9 protein-coding genes are annotated in these 18,414 nt (G+C 35.1%); 1 reads left to right on the forward strand and 8 read right to left on the reverse strand.

From position 1 onward, the window contains the following. Positions 1-171: 171 nt before the first annotated feature. Entirely contained in the window at positions 172-4,236 is a 4,065-nt protein-coding gene (locus tag IC221_RS15610; protein ID WP_188169863.1) for an ATP-binding protein, read from the reverse strand. A 277-nt stretch (positions 4,237-4,513) separates the two neighbouring features. On the opposite strand from IC221_RS15610, the gene IC221_RS15615 reads away from it, so the two are divergent. After that, complete coding sequence (locus tag IC221_RS15615; protein WP_188169864.1) at positions 4,514-6,421, forward strand: sulfatase; 1,908 nt, start codon at positions 4,514-4,516, stop codon at positions 6,419-6,421. Between the two features lie 525 nt (positions 6,422-6,946). Here the strand turns inward: IC221_RS15615 and IC221_RS15620 are convergent. From IC221_RS15620 to IC221_RS29925, 7 genes are all read right to left on the reverse strand, one after another. Beyond that, positions 6,947-8,365 carry a glutamate synthase subunit beta gene (locus tag IC221_RS15620; protein ID WP_188169865.1) on the reverse strand — a complete coding sequence of 473 codons (1,419 nt, stop codon included), beginning with the start codon at positions 8,363-8,365 and terminating at the stop codon, positions 6,947-6,949. Positions 8,366-8,422: 57 nt separating this feature from the next. Then, positions 8,423-12,856 (reverse strand): glutamate synthase large subunit, encoded by a 4,434-nt coding sequence (gene gltB / locus IC221_RS15625; protein ID WP_188169866.1) that lies wholly within the window; start codon positions 12,854-12,856, stop codon positions 8,423-8,425. Positions 12,857-13,185: 329 nt separating this feature from the next. Continuing rightward, positions 13,186-13,866, reverse strand: coding sequence for a Crp/Fnr family transcriptional regulator (locus IC221_RS15630; protein WP_188169867.1), 681 nt, complete (start codon positions 13,864-13,866; stop codon positions 13,186-13,188). A gap of 323 nt (positions 13,867-14,189) precedes the next feature. Beyond that, the gene (gene ttcA / locus IC221_RS15635) at positions 14,190-14,996 is read right to left on the reverse strand and encodes a tRNA 2-thiocytidine(32) synthetase TtcA (RefSeq protein WP_188169868.1); all 807 of its coding nucleotides are present in this window, start codon (positions 14,994-14,996) and stop codon (positions 14,190-14,192) included. 303 nt (positions 14,997-15,299) lie between these two features. After that, on the reverse strand, positions 15,300-15,689 hold the full coding sequence (locus IC221_RS15640; RefSeq protein WP_188169869.1) for an Rpn family recombination-promoting nuclease/putative transposase: 390 nt from the start codon (positions 15,687-15,689) through the stop codon (positions 15,300-15,302). Between the two features lie 245 nt (positions 15,690-15,934). Beyond that, the gene (locus IC221_RS15645) at positions 15,935-16,558 is read right to left on the reverse strand and encodes a hypothetical protein (protein ID WP_188169870.1); all 624 of its coding nucleotides are present in this window, start codon (positions 16,556-16,558) and stop codon (positions 15,935-15,937) included. After that, positions 16,548-18,338, reverse strand: a complete 1,791-nt coding sequence (locus IC221_RS29925) for an RHS repeat domain-containing protein (RefSeq protein ID WP_367397775.1) — start codon at positions 18,336-18,338, stop codon at positions 16,548-16,550. The genes IC221_RS15645 and IC221_RS29925 overlap by 11 nt, the downstream gene beginning before the upstream one ends. Between the last annotated feature and the right edge of the window lie 76 nt (positions 18,339-18,414).

Below are 18,414 nucleotides of genomic sequence, written 5' to 3' on the forward strand. Positions count from 1 at the left end.
TATCACCTACTTAAAACTTCAGTCATGGTGCACGTTATTTACTCCCATTTCTTTTTCGTTTATACCTCAATCAAAAGTAGGTTAAAAAGTAGGTTTAGCTAGGGTTCTTATTCGTACAAATAGGCCTACATTTTAGTTGAAAAGTATTTGAATGAATTACACCCCAATAACTTAACTCGCCATATCCTGTTTCTCCGAAATTTCAGACATCTTTTTGATATACTCTGAAGCAGACATTCCATAATGCTCTTTAAAACATTTTCTGAAATATTTTACATCATTGAAACCAATTTCATAAGCGATTTCAAAGATTTTTAAGTTCGAGGATAAGAGTAACTCTCCCGCTTTTCGCATACGAACATCTTTGATAAATTCAACTAGTGATTTTCCTGTCACATCTTTCATTTTCTTGTAGAGTGCAGACTGAGACATCCCCATTTCATCTACCAATAACTGTACATTTAAATTGGCATCAGGAAGGTGTTTTTCTACAATTGAAATGGTCTCTTCCAAGAAACTATCGTCCATTTCTTTAGAATATTTACTCAATGGTTTCTGCAATTGCATTACTCCTTGGTACATCACCATTACATGCTCTTTATTCTTCAATACGTTGATGACTTTCTGCTTCAAGATACTCGGTTTGAACGGTTTGGTAATATAATCATCAGCCCCAGTTTCCAACCCTTCTAATTGATGTACTAAAGATGTTTTCGCCGTCAATAAGAAAACAGGTATATGCCATAAATGTTCATTGGTTTTGATTTCATGACAAAGCTCTGTACCGTTCATCTCTGGCATCATTACATCACTGACTACAAGAGAGATATTTCTATCTTCTTTTAAGATTTCTAGTGCTTCAATACCATTTGAGGCTCCTTTTATAGTACAAGTATCTTTCAATAGATTGGATAAATAAAGCAATATATCTTCATTATCTTCTACTAACAACACGGTTTGTTTTTCAAAAGTGGACCCTTTAATTTCAATATTCGTTTCCTGTTGAACAAAGAAATTTTGAGGGATTACCTCTTCATTTGGTGTTTCTTTTAAAGGTAGTTCGATGATGAAAGTTGTACCTTGCCCTTTTCTACTTTCCACTTCAATTTTACCTTCATGTGCCTCAATAACACTCTTGGCAATTGACAAACCTAAACCTGTTCCTTTTATATTAATGGAGTTCGCATTTTTGGTTTGATAGAATCGGTCAAAGATTTTATCTAGCGCATTTTCATCGATACCAAGGCCATCATCAATTACTTTTAATTTGATCATTTTATCAGATGAATCAACATCTACTTTGATCGTAATATTTCCATTTTCTTCCGTGAATTTAAAGGCATTAGAAAGTAAGTTATAAATAACGGATTCAATTTTCTCCGCATCAAAATACACATTGAGCTCTTCCTTGGGTTGATCCAATTGGAATGTGATTTTCTTGTCCATTGCCTTTAATCGGAAAGAATTATAAATATTCTCAATGAAAGACGTTAGTTCAAACTTCACACATTTTAATTCCAATGTTTTATCAAACTTCCTAAAGTCCATCAACTCATTGACTAAGCGTAAGAGTTTGTTCGTTTGATTATAACTCAAAGAGATTTTTTCTCTGATTTCAGGAGAAATTGATTTATTCTGAACCACCTCATCCAAAGGGCCCTGCATCAACGTGAGTGGTGTTCTTAAATCATGCCCTACATTGGTGAAAAATTCAAGCTTTTGTTCAATCAACTCTTCATCTTTTTCTCTCTGACTTTGTGCTAAAATTAATTGCGTTTTTAATTTATGTTGATGAATGTATGATATATTTATTAAAATAATAACCAATATGAATATACACACAAATAAACCAATAGAATACCATCTTTGCCACCAAGGTTTTTCAATTTCAAAATAAGTTGACTGTACTTCAGACCAAGGGCCGTTATGTAATCTTCCTTTTACTTTAAAAGTATATTTCCCACTCGAAAGGTTAGAATAGTAGGCAAAACTATTTCCTTCAGATACTTTTATCCATTGATTGTCATACCCTTCCATCTTATAAGAATATTCCATTTTTGGAACTTCACTTGGACTAACCCCAATAAACTCAATTGAAATGTCTTTTTCATTCGGTTGAAGTTGATAAAATTTCTTTTCTCTTACCTGACTATCTAGTACTACTCTTCCATTAAGCTCCTCTTGATACAGTAATTCTTGATGATTGATCTGTATTTCCTTGATATTAATATTGATCTTCTGCTTTTCTTTTCTCCAACTTCCAATGTCGATATAAGTCAACCCATCAACCCCTCCAAAGAACAAACGGCCATTGACATCCTTAAAATCTGTTTTCACTTTAAAACCATTTTCAGCATGTATACCATCTGATTTACTATATCGTGTAAATGTCTTTGTTTTACTATCAAAACGCGTGATCGAAGTCCCTGCAATCCAAATATCTCCATTTTGATTATCTACCAAAAGTCCCTCAACATCGTCTTCATAGAATCCATTTGAATGATTATAACGCTTAAAAATGCCTTCCTCTTCATTGACAAGATAATTAAGTGCTCCTCCAATTGTTCCTGCCCAAATGTGTCCTTCCTTATCCCTTACTATTGAATACACAAAATTAGCACTGATGGTCTGCTCATTCCCCACTGAATGCATATATTGTCTTGCATCAACAATGCTATCTCCCTCTAAAGTCAAGCGAAGTAACCCCTTGTTTCTTGTCCCTAACCAAAGTAAATCTTTATTTTCTTCATACAACATCGAATTAATCATTGCTAAGGAGATGTTCTTTGCCTGTTGTATATACTTCACCTTTTTCGTCAACAAATTATATCGGTAAAGTCCTCCATCATTGGTCGCTATCCAAACATTTTCATATTTATCAGTGGTTACTGTTTTAATATGGTATCTTTTGGGGAGTTCTAACTCTTTTGGCATTTTCAGTTGTTCGAAAGTCAAATCTTTGAAACCACAAAAAGGTTTTTGTGAAATATAAAGCCCATAACCTGACGAACCTGCAATGATGTAATTGGAATTTGAAACTGCAATTGCGGAAACAGGGCAGATATCGTTCTTATTTAAAGCATCAAAATAATGCTCTCGTTTGAAATCTTTTGAAACAAAGTGAATACCGTTTTGTGTTCCGTGGATGTAGTAATTATCCACCTCATTCATGCACCTTGAATAATTGAATTGGAAAGTATCATTCTTCTCAAAATCAACATGCTGGAAATTAGCTTCTTTCAAATCCGTATAACGAATACCTACGGAATTACATCCAATCCAGATCGACTTAAATTGATCTTCCAATAAAGCAAAAACACTCACTCTTTTTTTACTCTCATCCATCTCAATAAATTGAGGTTTGAGGTTATGTTTCAGCAGCCATAATCCTTGATTATTACCTGCCAAAATTCCATTATGAGCTGTTTTCAATAATACATTTACTTTGTAAATTCCTTTCCCTCTCTGTAATCTAGTAATAGAGTTATTGTACAAAGAAACTTTAAATATACCATTGTAAGCACCAATGATGTACTTATCGTCTTTTAGTTTGATAATTGATCGAACACCTTTTAAAAGCTTCTCTGAGTTTTTTATTTTCTTGAAATTTACTTTTCCATTTTTCTTAAAGTATAAACCATTTCTTTTTCCAACCCATAGATTCTCTTGATCGTCGCAGTAGATTGATCGAACAAAATTGTCCGGTTTTACTTGTAAATTAAAAGGGATTTCCTCAATATGTTTTGCATTACCTTCCTCTGTTAAAGGAATTTTATAAATCTTACTATTTGATGAAAGAAGATACAAACAATCCTTTTTATGAGAGATGGTCATAAACTTAATGGAAAGATTTTGAATGTCGTAAAGCTTCTTACTTTTTGAATCTTCTAATAATTGATAATGGTCAATGTGATGTGTTAAAGGGTCAAAAGAACTAATACCAGAATTTTCTGTCAATATCCATAAACGTCCTGTATGCCCTTTTTTCATTTCTATAAGTCGGTTAGATTTAAAACCTGTTGACTTATCAAACACTTTGATTTCTCTTCCATCAAAGAAGTTGAGTCCTTTCAGAGTGGCAATCCAAATATACCCATAGTCATCCTGGCAGATGGCTCTTACATCTGAATGTGATAATCCATTTTCAACAGTGATCTTATTAAGGTCAAAAGATGTAGATGCAAAGGAGTTAAAAGTGATAAAAAAAACTAGTAGTGCAAGTAATATTTTATTCATTTCATTTCAGTTAGAACCATTCTCTTATTTAAAAAGTCCTTCCTAGCTGGAATATTTAAATTCATTGATCTGGAAGTCATAAGGGCTGTATAGGTTTAGTAAAAGTACAACTAAACCTCTTTCTTCACAACAAATTTACCTTTTTCGAGCACGTAGGAAGGGGTAATTATTCATTTTCAATGGGTGAAATATTAATACTTAACAGAATCAAATGAGTTAATATGATACTGTTTTACAACAAAAAAGACAAATTGTGCTTAAATCAAATCATATTGAAATGAAACTTTTTATATCATTACTTGTATTGATGGTCACTTGGGAAACAATAGCCCAAACCAAAGAGCAACCTAATATTTTGTGGATTACTTTTGAAGATACTTCTCCGCATTTAATCTACGACAATCCTTCTTCAATTACTCCTAACATGGATCGGTTAGAGAAAGAAGGCGTACGCTTCAATGCCATGTTTTCTACGGCTACTATTTGCTCTCCTTCAAGGTCAGCCATCATAACAGGTTTACATGCTTCATCGATTGGTACTGGAAATCATCGAAGCAATATTCCTGTACCTTCCTCAATCAAAGGCTTTCCTTATTACTTAAAAGAAAAAGGCTACCATACTTCTAACAATGTAAAAACAGATTACAATGTTAGAAATCAAAAAGCATTTATTGAGGAATGCTGGACTGAATCAAGCAAGAACGCACATTGGAGAAATAGAAAAGACAACCAACCTTTCTTTTCAGTCTTCAACTTAAATGAATCACATGCTTCTAGAACTTTTGTTTGGAAAGAAGAAAAATACAAAGAGGAGATTTACAACAAACTTCCAAAAACGTTGAGAACTGATGAAGAAACTCTAATCCTCCCTCCTTTCTACAGAGATAGTCCTGATATGAGACATCACATGGCTCGTATTTATAACTGCATCAACTACACTGATTATCGTATTGGAAAAATATTGGAGCAACTGAAGGAAGATCAACTAGAGGACGAAACGATCATCTTTATTTTCGCTGATCATGGCGAGGCAATGCCAAGAGGCAAAGGTAATGGCATCAACCTTGGCCACCGTGTCCCGATGTATGTATATGTTCCTGAAAAATACAAACACCTCAGCGGCTTAACAATGGGGGAAACTACTGAAAGAGTTGGTAGCTTTGAAGACCTCGCCACCACCATCTTATCTTTAGTGGATTTACCTCAACCTGCTTATTTAGAAGGCACTAACCTACTTGCTGAAGAATATGATAAAACTTATTTCTATGGTCATAAAGACGGTGCTGATGACGCAAGAGACATCACTAGAGAAATCTCTGATGGCCGATTTATGTACTCAAGAGTATATAACACTGCATTGCCTGAATTACAATTCAAACATTATACGGGTGTGGCGAAAATCTATGAGACTATGCGTGAGGATTTGAGAAATGATCTTCTTAATGAGGACCAAAAAAATATATTCATTCAGAAGAGAGACAAAGAAATGCTTTTTGATCTTCAAAATGATCCATGGGAACTTCGAAACCTAGCCAATGACCCTGCTTATACTAAACAATTGAAGAAGTTTAGAAAACTTTGTCAAAATGAAATTTTAAAGACTAGAGATCTTCAGTTTATCCCTTATGGAGAAATGATGGCAATGTCTAAAAAACATAATATGACTCCCTATGAATTCAAAACGGATGAGTCCATTTATCCATTAAAGGAAATGATGTCTCAAATCAATATTGCCGGTGAAGGAGAAAAGTTCATAGAGAAACAATTAAAAGGCTTGAAATCTGAACATGGGTTAGTGAGATATTGGGCAGCTTATGGCCTAAAGAGTCAAACCTCACTTCAATCGGATCATTATGAATTAATTCATGAACTATTAAAAAATGAGACTGAAAGCTATGTACAAATTGAATTAGCGACCATTTTATGTATTAATACTCCGAAACACCATGCTTTTTCAACTTTAGAAAAATACGCTTTAGGAAGTGATTATTTTGATCAATGGCATGCACTCCGAAATATTTTTGATTATCTCCCAAATCAAGAAAATTATAATGGCATCTATTCTAAAGTAATTGATCAACTTCCATCGAAACAGAAAGTCGGAAAGAAATATAAGAACATTTATTTCGATGTAATAGAAACTGCAAAAAGTGGATTGTATATGAATCGTTGGAGGGAACAGTAGTTTTAAAATCTATTCATCTATAAAGTGACTTTTCAGAAAACTTTTAAGGCATTACTTCCAAGTTACCTTCTTCTTCATTTTTTCCATTGCTGAAAAAACGAAGCAAAAAAAGCTAGGCTTAGAAGTCAAAAGCTAAATTTCATCCCTTTCGCCTAAATGATTTTAAACTCGCTTTGCTCAAACAGCAAAATCATTTTTAACGGCTCAATGTATGAAATTCTTAACGCTTTTCCCTTCAAGGCCGATGAAAGAACTACAAAATCATTGCCTTAATCACATTTCAAAATTATCTATTTAAATGTAATTAATTCGATTATAGAAAGTCATATGAAATAGGTTTGTTTTCTATATAAAGATATTGGTTAAAATATACTCTAAATACTTTTAATTGATTACCAAATATCTTTATCAATAGAAAGCAGCCTATTTTTTTATACCATGATTTATAATTTTATTTAGGCATAAAAAAACCCACTGAGAGACGCTTTTCTCAGTGGGAGTATATAGAACCAACTTGTATAGGAACTATACTGTAGCCGGCTCTTTCTCGAAAATCGATTCTAAGATTGACATGGCAGCCTCTCTACCGTCCAATGCTGCAGTAACCACAAGGTCAGCACCACGAACAGAGTCTCCACCTGCAAATACACCTGGCACAGATGTTTCGCCTTTCGCATCTGTTTCGATCGCACCCCATTGGTTCGTCTTCACACCTGCGTCAGTGATCCATCCTAGTTTTTCATTGCTGAAACCTAATGCTAAAATAAACACGTCAGCTTCAACAATTGCTTCTGAACCTGCAACTTCAGTCACAGCTTGACGACCCGATGCATCTGGCTCAGAAAGCTCCATGTCTACGAATTTCGCTCCGTAAACATTTCCTTTATCATCAGCTACAAAATTCTTAGGTGATTTTAAGAAATTGAATTCTACACCTTCGTCTTTTGCGGCTCTAACTTCTTTACGGCTACCTGGCATGTTTTCTTCGTCACGACGATAGAAACATGTTACCTTTGCAGCTTTTTCACGGATTGATGAACGTACACAGTCCATTGCTGTATCACCACCACCGATTACTACTACACGCTTTCCAGTTACATCGTATTTCTTATCGAATTGTTGCTCATCGATTTTCTTTTGGATGTTTGTCAAGAAAGGTACTGCCATATAAATGTTATCAGAGTTATAAGCCTCATCGTCTAATTGACGACCTGCCATTGCTCCGATTCCTAAGAATACAGCATCATAGTCTTTATTTAATTGCTCTAATGTCACATCATTTCCGATGTCCACACCCAATTTCAATTCCATACCAGCTTCTTGTAACAATTCAACTCTACGTTCAACTGCTGCTTTTTCTAGTTTGAAACCTGGGATACCATATGTAAGCAATCCACCTGCTCTGTCTGCTTTATCAAAAACAACTGGCTTCACTCCTGCTCTTAACAAGAATGTTGCACAAGAAAGACCTGCAGGACCTGAACCTACGATAGCTACTTTCTTACCTGTCATTTTCTCAGCAAACTCTGGCTTGAATCCTTTTTTGAATCCTTTCTCAGAGATTGCTACCTCAATAGAACCAATTGTGATTGCTCCAATTGTCTCTTCTTCGTTACCGTCATTCAAAGTACAAGCACCTTCACACAAACGGTCTTGAGGACAGATACGACCTAAGATCTCTGGGAATGGTGAACTCTCGTTTGAAATTTTGAAAGCTTGTTCTAAGTCTTTCTCAGCAATAAAACGAAGCCATTGAGGAATATAGTTACTTAGAGGGCAACCTACTGATGAACAATATGGGTTACCACATTGCACACATCTACTTGCTTGTGAAGCAGTTTCAGATGTAGAGTACACCTCACTGATTTCATTAAAGTTCCCTACTCTTTCATCTGCAGGACGAAGTGTAGGTGTAATTCTTTCTATTTTAGTGAATTCGTACATATCGTTTTCTTTTAAAAGGTATCAGAATGTGGTGGCCTTTTCAGACCACCAAATCATTTAGTTGCCCTCCATTGGGTTTAATGGAGATTTCATATCTTTTGAAGTCACCATGTAGAAGTAACGTACTTCTTCACGGAAGTGATCTAGGATATGTTTTGCTTTCGTAGAACCTGTACGGAACAAGTAGCTACGTAAGATACGTTGTAAGTAGAAACGTCCTTCGTCTCCCTCATCCGTATCGATACGAGTAGCCTTGATCAACTCTTGGTTCATTTTGTCGATAAAGCGGTTCGTCTTGTCATAAACAAAAGCAACACCACCTGTCATACCTGCACCGAAGTTGTTACCTGTTTCACCAAGGATCACTACAGTACCACCTGTCATGTATTCACATGGGTGATCACCTGTACCTTCAACAACTGCAAGAGCTCCAGAGTTTCTTACGGCGAATCTTTCACCTACTTTACCTCTTACGAACAATTTACCACCTGTTGCACCATATAAACAAGTGTTACCTGCTAATGAGCGACCTTCAGACTCACCATCTCTTGGAGTGATGATGATTTGTCCTCCACTCATACCTTTACCTACATAGTCATTACCTGTACCTCTTAATGAAAGCAACATACCATGACTTAATAAACAACCAAATGATTGTCCTGCAGTACCTTTTAAGTTGATTGTAATCAATTCTTTTGGTAAACCTTTCTTACCGTGGAATTCCGCAATTTGACCAGAAATTCTAGCACCGAAACTACGGTTAGTGTTTACAATCTCCTTGTTCAAGACAGTTCTATAATGAGGTCCTTTAATGACTGGCATTAATTCCTCTAAGATGTCTTGTTCGAATTCGTTTGGATCAAATGGATCGTTAGAAGCTTTTTCTCTGATGTTTTTACCTTCTGCATAGTAAAGAACATCTTTGAAGTCGAACTTCTGAGCGAACTCATCTTCAACCACTTTTAATAAGTGCGTTTGTCCGATGATTTCATCCATTGATTTATATCCTAATTCTGCTAAGATCTCCCTTACTTCCTGAGCCATAGCTTGTAGGTATGAAACCACACCTTTCACTGTACCCATGTAGTAAGCTCTCAATTGCTCAGATTGAGTGGCGATACCCACAGAACATTTGTTCAAGTGACATACTCTTAAGATTTTACAACCGATAGTTGTCAATAATGAAGTACCAAATGCAAAGCTTTCTGCTCCGATCATTGCACCTTTTACAAGGTCAAGACCTGTTTTCAAACCACCATCTGTTTGTACTTCTACAAAGTCACGAAGACCGTTTACTTTCAATGCATTGTGTGCTTCAGCTAAACCAAGCTCCCAAGGGTTACCTGCGAATTTGATTGAACCTAACTGAGCAGCACCAGTACCACCGTCAGCACCTGAGATAATGATCTTATCTGCATATGCTTTGGCAACACCTACTGCAATCGTACCTACACCAGCAGTAGACACCAATTTCACACAAATACGTGCTTTAGGGTTCACTTGCTTCAAGTCGAAGATTAGCTGAGCTAGATCCTCAATTGAGTAGATATCGTGGTGTGGAGGAGGCGAGATCAATGTTACACCTGGAATTGTACATCTTAATGATGCAATCAAAGGCGTTACTTTAGAACCTGGCAACTGTCCACCCTCACCTGGCTTCGCTCCTTGTGCTACTTTAATCTGAATTTCTTCAGCATTTCTTAAGTAGTGTGGAGTTACACCAAAACGACCAGAAGCGACTTGCTTGATCTTAGAGTTTTTGATTGTACCAAAACGAGCTGGATCTTCACCACCCTCACCAGAGTTAGATTGACCACCGATTTGGTTCATTGCTTGTGCTAATGCTTCGTGTGCCTCAGGTGAAATAGAACCTAATGACATCGCAGCAGAAGTAAATCTCTTTGTAATTGCCTCGATAGGCTCTACTTCAGAGATATCTATTGGTTGACGATCTGATTTGAATTCAAAGAAGTCACGAATCATACGTAAACCTCTATTGTTGATTTGATTCTTAAGATCGTTGTAATCCTCTTCTCTACCTGTTACAGCAAACTTACGGATTGATTTTGCTACAGTTGGAGCGAAATCATGGTATTCACCGTTTTCAGCATACTTGTAGAATGAACCTACTTCCAAAGGATACATCTTCTTGATATATCTTGTTTTGAAAGCTGCCTTATGGTAAGACTTGATTCTTTCTTCGATATCTGCGAAATCTAAACCTGGGATCAACGCTTCAGATCTAACGAAACATTGCTCAACGATTGAATCACTTAAACCAATTGAATCGAATAACGATGAGTTTTGGTAAGACTCAATAGTTGCAATACCCATTTTAGACATGATCTTCAATAGACCTGCGTTTAAGGCTTTTTGCACCTTGATCAATGCTTTCTTACGTGACATGTAAGAGTTAGCACCAATGTTTTCTGCAATCTGAAGAGCAGTACCAAATAATAAGTAAGGATAAATACCTGTAGCACCCATTGCAAGTAATACTGCACAAGAGTGTGAATCATGTGCTTCACCTGTAATTGCGATGATAGACACTTTAGATCTTAATCTTTTTTTCGCTAAGTAATTACTTACATAACCTACTGCCATTGGCATAGGGATTAAGAATTGTTCTTTAGATAAAGAACGGTCGTCTAACATTACATTCGCAACATCCTCGTCTCTAACCGCTACTTCAATTTCTTCACCTAAACGGTGTAATGAAGCTTCTAAGTCAGAAGTGAATGCCGTGCTGAATGATTTTGAGTTGTATTGATAATCATACAATGAATCTCCTTCAGTACCGAATCTTCTTAATACGTCGAAGTGTTCGAAACTTAAGATTGGAGACATTGACTTCAAACGATGAGCGTTCATCGGTCCATCAATCAATACGTTATTATTTCTACCAAAAGTAACTGAAGTTGACATTACCATCTTCTCACGAAGTGGGTCAATCGGTGGGTTCGTTACTTGGGCGAATTTTTGACGGAAGTAATCCGTGAAGTTTCTTTGTACTTTACTGAAACAAGCTAATGGCGTATCATCACCCATTGAACCAGTATCTTCCTTACCAGTTTCAATCATTGGACGAATCACTTGCTCTAATACCTCATTCGTGTAGTTGTGGTATCTTTGCTTGTCTACAATGTCATCATATCTGTAGTCTTCCATTGACAAGAAGTTCTTGTCAACGTGCTCCATTAGATAAGCACTGTTTTCGTGAATCCACTTACCCCAAGGGCGAGCTTCTTTCAAGTAAGTATTGATTTCGTCATGCTTTAAGATCGTACCATAACGTAAGTCAATACCAATCATTTGACCTGACTGAAGTTTACCTTGTTCTTTAATGTTAGGCTCCTCTAAATCGATTACACCATACTCAGAACTGATAACAATTCTATCGTCATTCGTCACAATATATTTTGCTGGTCTAAGACCATTTCTATCCAAAATACATGCTAAGTGACGACCATCACAAAGGTTCAAGGCCGCAGGACCATCCCAAGCTTCGAAGTTGCTTGCTGCATACTCGTAGAATGATCTTAATTTAGCATCTAAGTTTGGAACGTTTTGCCAAGGTGCAGGCACTAATGAACGAGCCGCTTGGAAAAAGTCCATTCCTGAAGTAACAAGGAATTCAAAAGCGTTATCTAATGATGCACTATCTGAACCACCTGGTACTAAGATTGGGAAAATTCTGTCTAATTCTTCTTCTGTAAATACCTCAGACTTTAATACTTCTTCTTTGATAGAGAAGTTAAAGCGGTTGGCTTGGATTGAGTTGATCTCACCATTATGTGCAAGACATCTAAATGGTTGAGCTAATCTCCATTGAGGTAATGTGTTTGTAGAGAAACGTTGGTGGAATACCGCAAACGACACTTCGAATTCATCTTGACTTAAGTCAACAAATAATTCTTTAATATGCGTCGGCATTACCAAACCTTTGTAAGAAATCACTTTTTCTGAGAAAGATGGGATATAAAATCCTTCATCATCTCTTAAAGCGTGTTCTACTTCTTTTCTTGTTAGATATAAAAGCGCTGAGAATCTTTTTGTAGACATCAATGCATTTGGTACTACAAATGCTTGAACAATCTCTGGCAATAGTTCGAATGCTTGCTTTCCTAATACCTCAGTATTTAAAGGTACTTTTCTAAAGAATAGTACTTTTAAATCATTTCTCTCACAGTATTCTGCAAATACCTCCTTTTGCTTTTCAGGTTCCGTTAGGAACATCATTGCCACTGCATAACGTTGCGGTAGATCAATTCCATTTAATTCTGCTTCTTTACGCATGAAGCGATCAGGCATTGAAAATAAGAATCCACTACCGTCACCACTCACACCATCTGCTGCAATCGCACCACGGTGAATCATACGTGACAAAGCTTCAATAGCGTCTAAAGTCATTTGCCTCGTAGGATTTCCTTTGTAGTTGGCAAGCATACCAAAACCACAATTGTCCTTAAAGGCGGTTAATCTGTGTTCCATAATAAAGCGTCTTCCGATTTTCGATAATTGTTGGTCTTTGATCGTCGGTTTGTTAGCTGTAGAATAAAATTTGCAATATATCAAGACTATTAGTAGTGATACATCCAAGTAATTCCGACAATAATATCAAAGTTTTCCGTTCACAACACTTTCAAATATAACAGTATATTTTATTAAATCATCAAGAAAAGGGGCTTTTCTATGAAAATTTATCATTAATTGGTTAATCTTTCACAAAAAAACGAATTGATGTTATAAATACAACACCAATTCATACGAATAAAAAATTGTACTTTTTACGCTATATTATTAAATTTTCTTTAAGAAATTCACCCCTCTTCTTCGAGGAGTGCAACATAATTTCCTTTATCTAAAAGCGTAATTGTTGAGCGGGTATAATCAAGAATATTCATTTTCTTATACTTACTCATCGATTTTGAAACTGTTTCTCTAGAAGTGCCTATGAGTTTGGCAATATCACTTTGGGAATAATGATGCTTAACAGTTTGTTCATCTTTGAAATTATCTTCGAAAAGATCCTTCAGAAATTCCAATAATCGTAACTCCGCATCTTTACAAACAAGGATCTCTAAACGTCTTTCAATCTTTTTTACTCGCAAACCAATGAGTTTATAGATATAAAGGCCAAACCTTTCGTTTTTCCTCATCAATTGTTGCATTTTGTCGATAGATAAAAGACACAAGGCGGTATCATTCCCTTCTGCAATAGCATATTCTTCTCTCTTATCTTGCCCTAACAGTACCTTCTCCCCAAAAATCTCCCCTTTAGATAAAATCATTTTCACCATTTCTTCTCCATCCGCATTGTATTTACAAAGCTTCACCTTTCCCCTACTTACTAAAAATAGCTTCTGTTCTTCATCTTCTGGAAAATATATAATATCGCCTTTCTTAAAGAGCAATCCGTTTTTTTTAAAATAGTTATTAATTTTCGTTGGGCATAATATTGAATAGAGATCAAAATTATGCATTTCCCAAAATTCCTGCATATCGTTAATTGAATGAATTGAGATAAGTAAGTACCAAAACAAAATTGTTTAATACTAATTCTATTTTTTTGTGATTACTTCCTTCAAAAAACTTTCAATAGAACCACTATTTATATGTTTTTTAGCGTGGTACTTACAAAAAATAAATTAGAATGAACTATGATTTATTTTTGGCTTAGTACTTAATCGTGAATATTTAGTCGTAATTACTGATTAAACCTTACAAAATTTGAAACTACACTAAGAATTCACAATTACCTACTTTTACAATAAAGTACAAAAAAAGGTAGTCGTTTCAAATTTAACAGACTACCTTTTCTTATCTAAGATTTGATTGGTGGCTCAATCATTTTAAAGAGCTCATAATCGTATAATTCTTTATCCATCAAATGGGATGGGGAAACATTTTTTATGGAGTTGAAAATAATCTCCGTTCTATCCGGGTAATTTTCTTCCCATTCTCTCAACATACTTTTCACCATCTTTCGCTGAAGTTTTGGTTGTGACCCACACAAATTACAAGGGATTATCGGGTAGGCTCTTAATTCAGAAAACACTTCAATATCCGATTCCTTACAATAGGCTAAAGGTCGAATCACTACATGCTTTTGGTCATCTGTTTTATAGATTGGAGGCATTGCTTCTAGCTTCCCGCTAAAAAACATATTGAGTAAAAATGTTTCAACGATATCATCACGGTGATGCCCTAATGCAATCTTTGTTACTCCTAGTTCCTCTGCCGCAGTATACAATGTACCTCTTCTTAATCGAGAACATAAACTACACATTGTCTTCCCTTCTCCTAGCTTTTCCGTAACAATTGAATAGGTATCCTTATTCAAAATCTTATAATTCACTCCTACTTGCTCTAAGTATTCCGGTAAAATATGTTCTGGAAAACCAGGCTGTTTTTGATCCAAATTTACGGCGATAATCTCGAAGTCATACTTCTTTGTACTCTGAATATGCATCAGGATATCCAACATCGTATAACTATCTTTTCCACCCGATAAGCAAACCATCACCTTATCACCATCTTCTATTAATTTATAATCATCAATAGCTTTCCAAACATTTCTATGCAAGCGTTTCTGAAGTTTCACTTGCTCAGGAGTAAATTCTGCTGTCATTTTAAATTTTGAAATTTTGGCAAAGTTAATGGTTTGGATAGGAATGAGGTGAAGAATGAGGAAATTATTTGAAGCGAATTAAGGATTATTGAATTGTGTAAGGAAGAATTATATTCCTTTCACTCATAAAGTGAATATTTTATTGTAGGTACTAAGCCAAAAATAAATGATAATTAATTCTTAGTTATTTTTTGAGAGTACAACGCTCAAAAACGTATAAATAGTGGTTCTATTTAAAGTTTTTGAAAGGCAGTAATCGGAAAAAATAATATGAATTAGTGGTATATAATTTTGTCTTAGTACTTAGTACCAATGACCATCATAAAAAGCGATCTTCGTCATCTGATAATCATTGCTCAAAATATTATCCTCTACTTCACAATCTTGTTCCTGAATAGGGAAACTTGAGTAATAAATGGTGCGGTCTTTAAAATGAGTCTGTTCTGCACGTTGCAACTCCACGATAAATTTTTCGCCTTTTTCGTTTTCACAATATAAATCATAAATGGCTTTACGGTCGGTGTCATTTTTGGGTAAATGTTCCGTCGATTTATACGTCAAATCATAGATCTGATCTTCGGCAGGTAATACTGAATTCAAGAAATCAATCAGAATATCTTTATTCGCTTCTTCTCCAAATATTTTCTTAAATCCGAAATCCGTAAAGGGATTGATATAACGTGAAGTGCACATAACTGTTGTTCGTTTATGGCGTAAATATACGATATATAAGGTCAATTTTTGATGTAAGAGTATCAAAAATTGGCCTTATCAACTATTCTTCTTTTTGTTTGAGGTTATAAGTTGAAAACTTATTCAATAGCTAAGTTCTAAGTGACGCTAGCGCTTAACACTTAGAACAATGGGGAAAAATTATATGAATTCATTTGATTTTTAAGACAGTACCTCGGAACAGTGTGGGGGAAGGCATTTTAAAATCAATAATATGAAATGGATCTTTCTTCAAAATACATATTTGTTTGATTACCATCAGTTGAGTCAGTATATCGTGATATCCAATTTCCTCTTTCATCAAATTTGTAGTTATAAAACTTGTGATTTGTAAACTTACTTACAATACTTACTAATGTCCCATTTGAATATTTATAATGAGATTCACTTAATAAAGAGTCGTATTGATTATAATACATCATTTTCTGTATAAGATCATTATTATAATCTATTTTAATTTTTGTAAGAGGTTGATCATTTTTTTTAGAAATTAATACCATCTTCTTCGGAAATATACCAATATGATCAGTACATACTGTGACATCCCCCAAGGAAGATGTTAATTTGGATATTCTATTATTTTTATATTCATAATTAACAATTTCTAAATTCATAAAATTGCTCAAACTTATTCTATGATTTCGATCATAATATAAAGTTTCTACAAAAGGATTTTTACTTTTTTTATCCCTATATCTTTTGGTTGTTTTTATACTTTTTATATCACCATGAAGACACGGGTCATCCCAATAAGATTCTTCTATGGATTTAGAACAACCAAAAATAAAGAAAGTTGATATTATTAAAGGTAAACTAATTCTAATTCCCATTGTTATATTTTTTATATTCAAATTCAATATTTGTTCTCATTTCACCTTGTGGATTTCGACCTATTGTTTTTTTATATGGACCTTTTGTTGGTGATATCCAATCCATTGACTCAACAGTATCTACAATTGCTGATGGATCCCCACCTAACATAAAGTTAGCTCCTTCTCCTTCATTCATTATGTAATCAGTTGTATTTATAAACATATCGGCTGATGTTAAACCTGAGTTACCTTTTACATCAAAATTTAACAAATAAGCGGAACCTGAAAATAATCCATCGGCAGTAATAGCATTGAAGATAGAACCATTTGTACTGCCTTGAGCAATCTCATTAGGATCAAACATATCTACGACCTTTTCTCCCTGTTTTGCTTTTTCATGTTTAACAAGAGGTTCACTAGAAGGCCCTTTTGTCCAAGAACGAATCCTATCATAATCCATGTCTCCTAAATAATCAATTGCTACTTGCATTATAGGATTTTGATCAAGGTAAAAAGCACTCTTAAATCCAGAAGCATGTGTTATATTTCCAAATAAACTTTTCCCGTCTGTATAAGAACTCCAAGACCCATTATCAGCTTCACCTACAAATTCACCATCGATATATATTTGATCTTCACCTTTTTCTTCTGATATTTCTATTTTACCATTTCTTTTTATATTGATTATATCATCAGGACTTTGTCCATCAGGATCAATAAATCGGATCGGGTTATCAAAAGCATAATTATAAACAGAATGCCTTCTCATTTTCTCCGCTAACGGATCTACCACAAACCATCTCCCCAAACTTGCATCATAATGTCTAGCACCGTAATCAATAAAACCAATCTCCTCCTGTTTCTCTTTTCCATTATACTGAAATTTATGATCCGGTGTCCCTTCCTTCTCAATACCCGCCATATTCATACCAAACGGATAGTAGTGGTTTTCTTGGACGATGTAATCGTTGAATTCGATCTTTAGATCATCAAAATAGACATTATAGCCTTCTGTATCATTAAAAATACCTATTTCTACTTGGGTGGCTGTGACAGGAGTAGTCTCCTCTAGCTTTAGTTCTTCCCATTGCATTGGAGTAGAAACAAATTTTATTTGATCGTTACCAACATTATTCCCTTCACTATCTTTAAAACTTACTTTTATATAGGCTTCAGCATCCCCTTGGGAATCAGAACCGGCAGTGAGAATAGGCATACTCATTCCTGTTGATTGCACTGCTTGTCCAGAAGTTTCACCAGCTGTTCCCACCGTAGTTGTCCCTACTTGAGAGGTCTGGGTCGTTTGGGAATTGTCACTACTACTGCTGTAGTACTTCGACAAAACAGAAGCGGTAAAGGTTTCCCCTTCTTTGACTGCTAAAGTGATTGATGCACCTATGGATTTACCTTCCTCACCTGTTAAAAGCTGAGAGTGCTGAGGGGAATAACTGTTTAAAGCAACACGGTTTTGATCTGCATTATCAAAAATGGAAGTGTTATCATCAAAGTTTTCTAAATAAACAGAATTCGGGCGAACCGCTACTCTTAAGTTCCCCAAATGATCTTTATAATGGTATTCATGCACAAACTCTAACCCCTCACTATGAGATACAATCCCTGATCCTTCCGCTAATGCCCTACCATCTGCTGTATGCATAAATTGCAAAATGGAATCTTCATAGACAAAACCTCCTATATAGTCTGTTGTTTTAGTTTTATCTCCAATAGTCGCAATTTTACGCAACTTAATTCCTGCCGCATCATAGATATATTCTACGGTTCCTTCTTCAACAGTCACCTTTACAGAATAGTTAACTAAACTATATTTTCAATACTCATTTTTTGAATCATAAGTACTATATAAGCTCAAAATA

This window comes from Flammeovirga sp. EKP202, from assembly GCF_014534745.1.
GTDB lineage: Bacteria > Bacteroidota > Bacteroidia > Cytophagales > Flammeovirgaceae > Flammeovirga.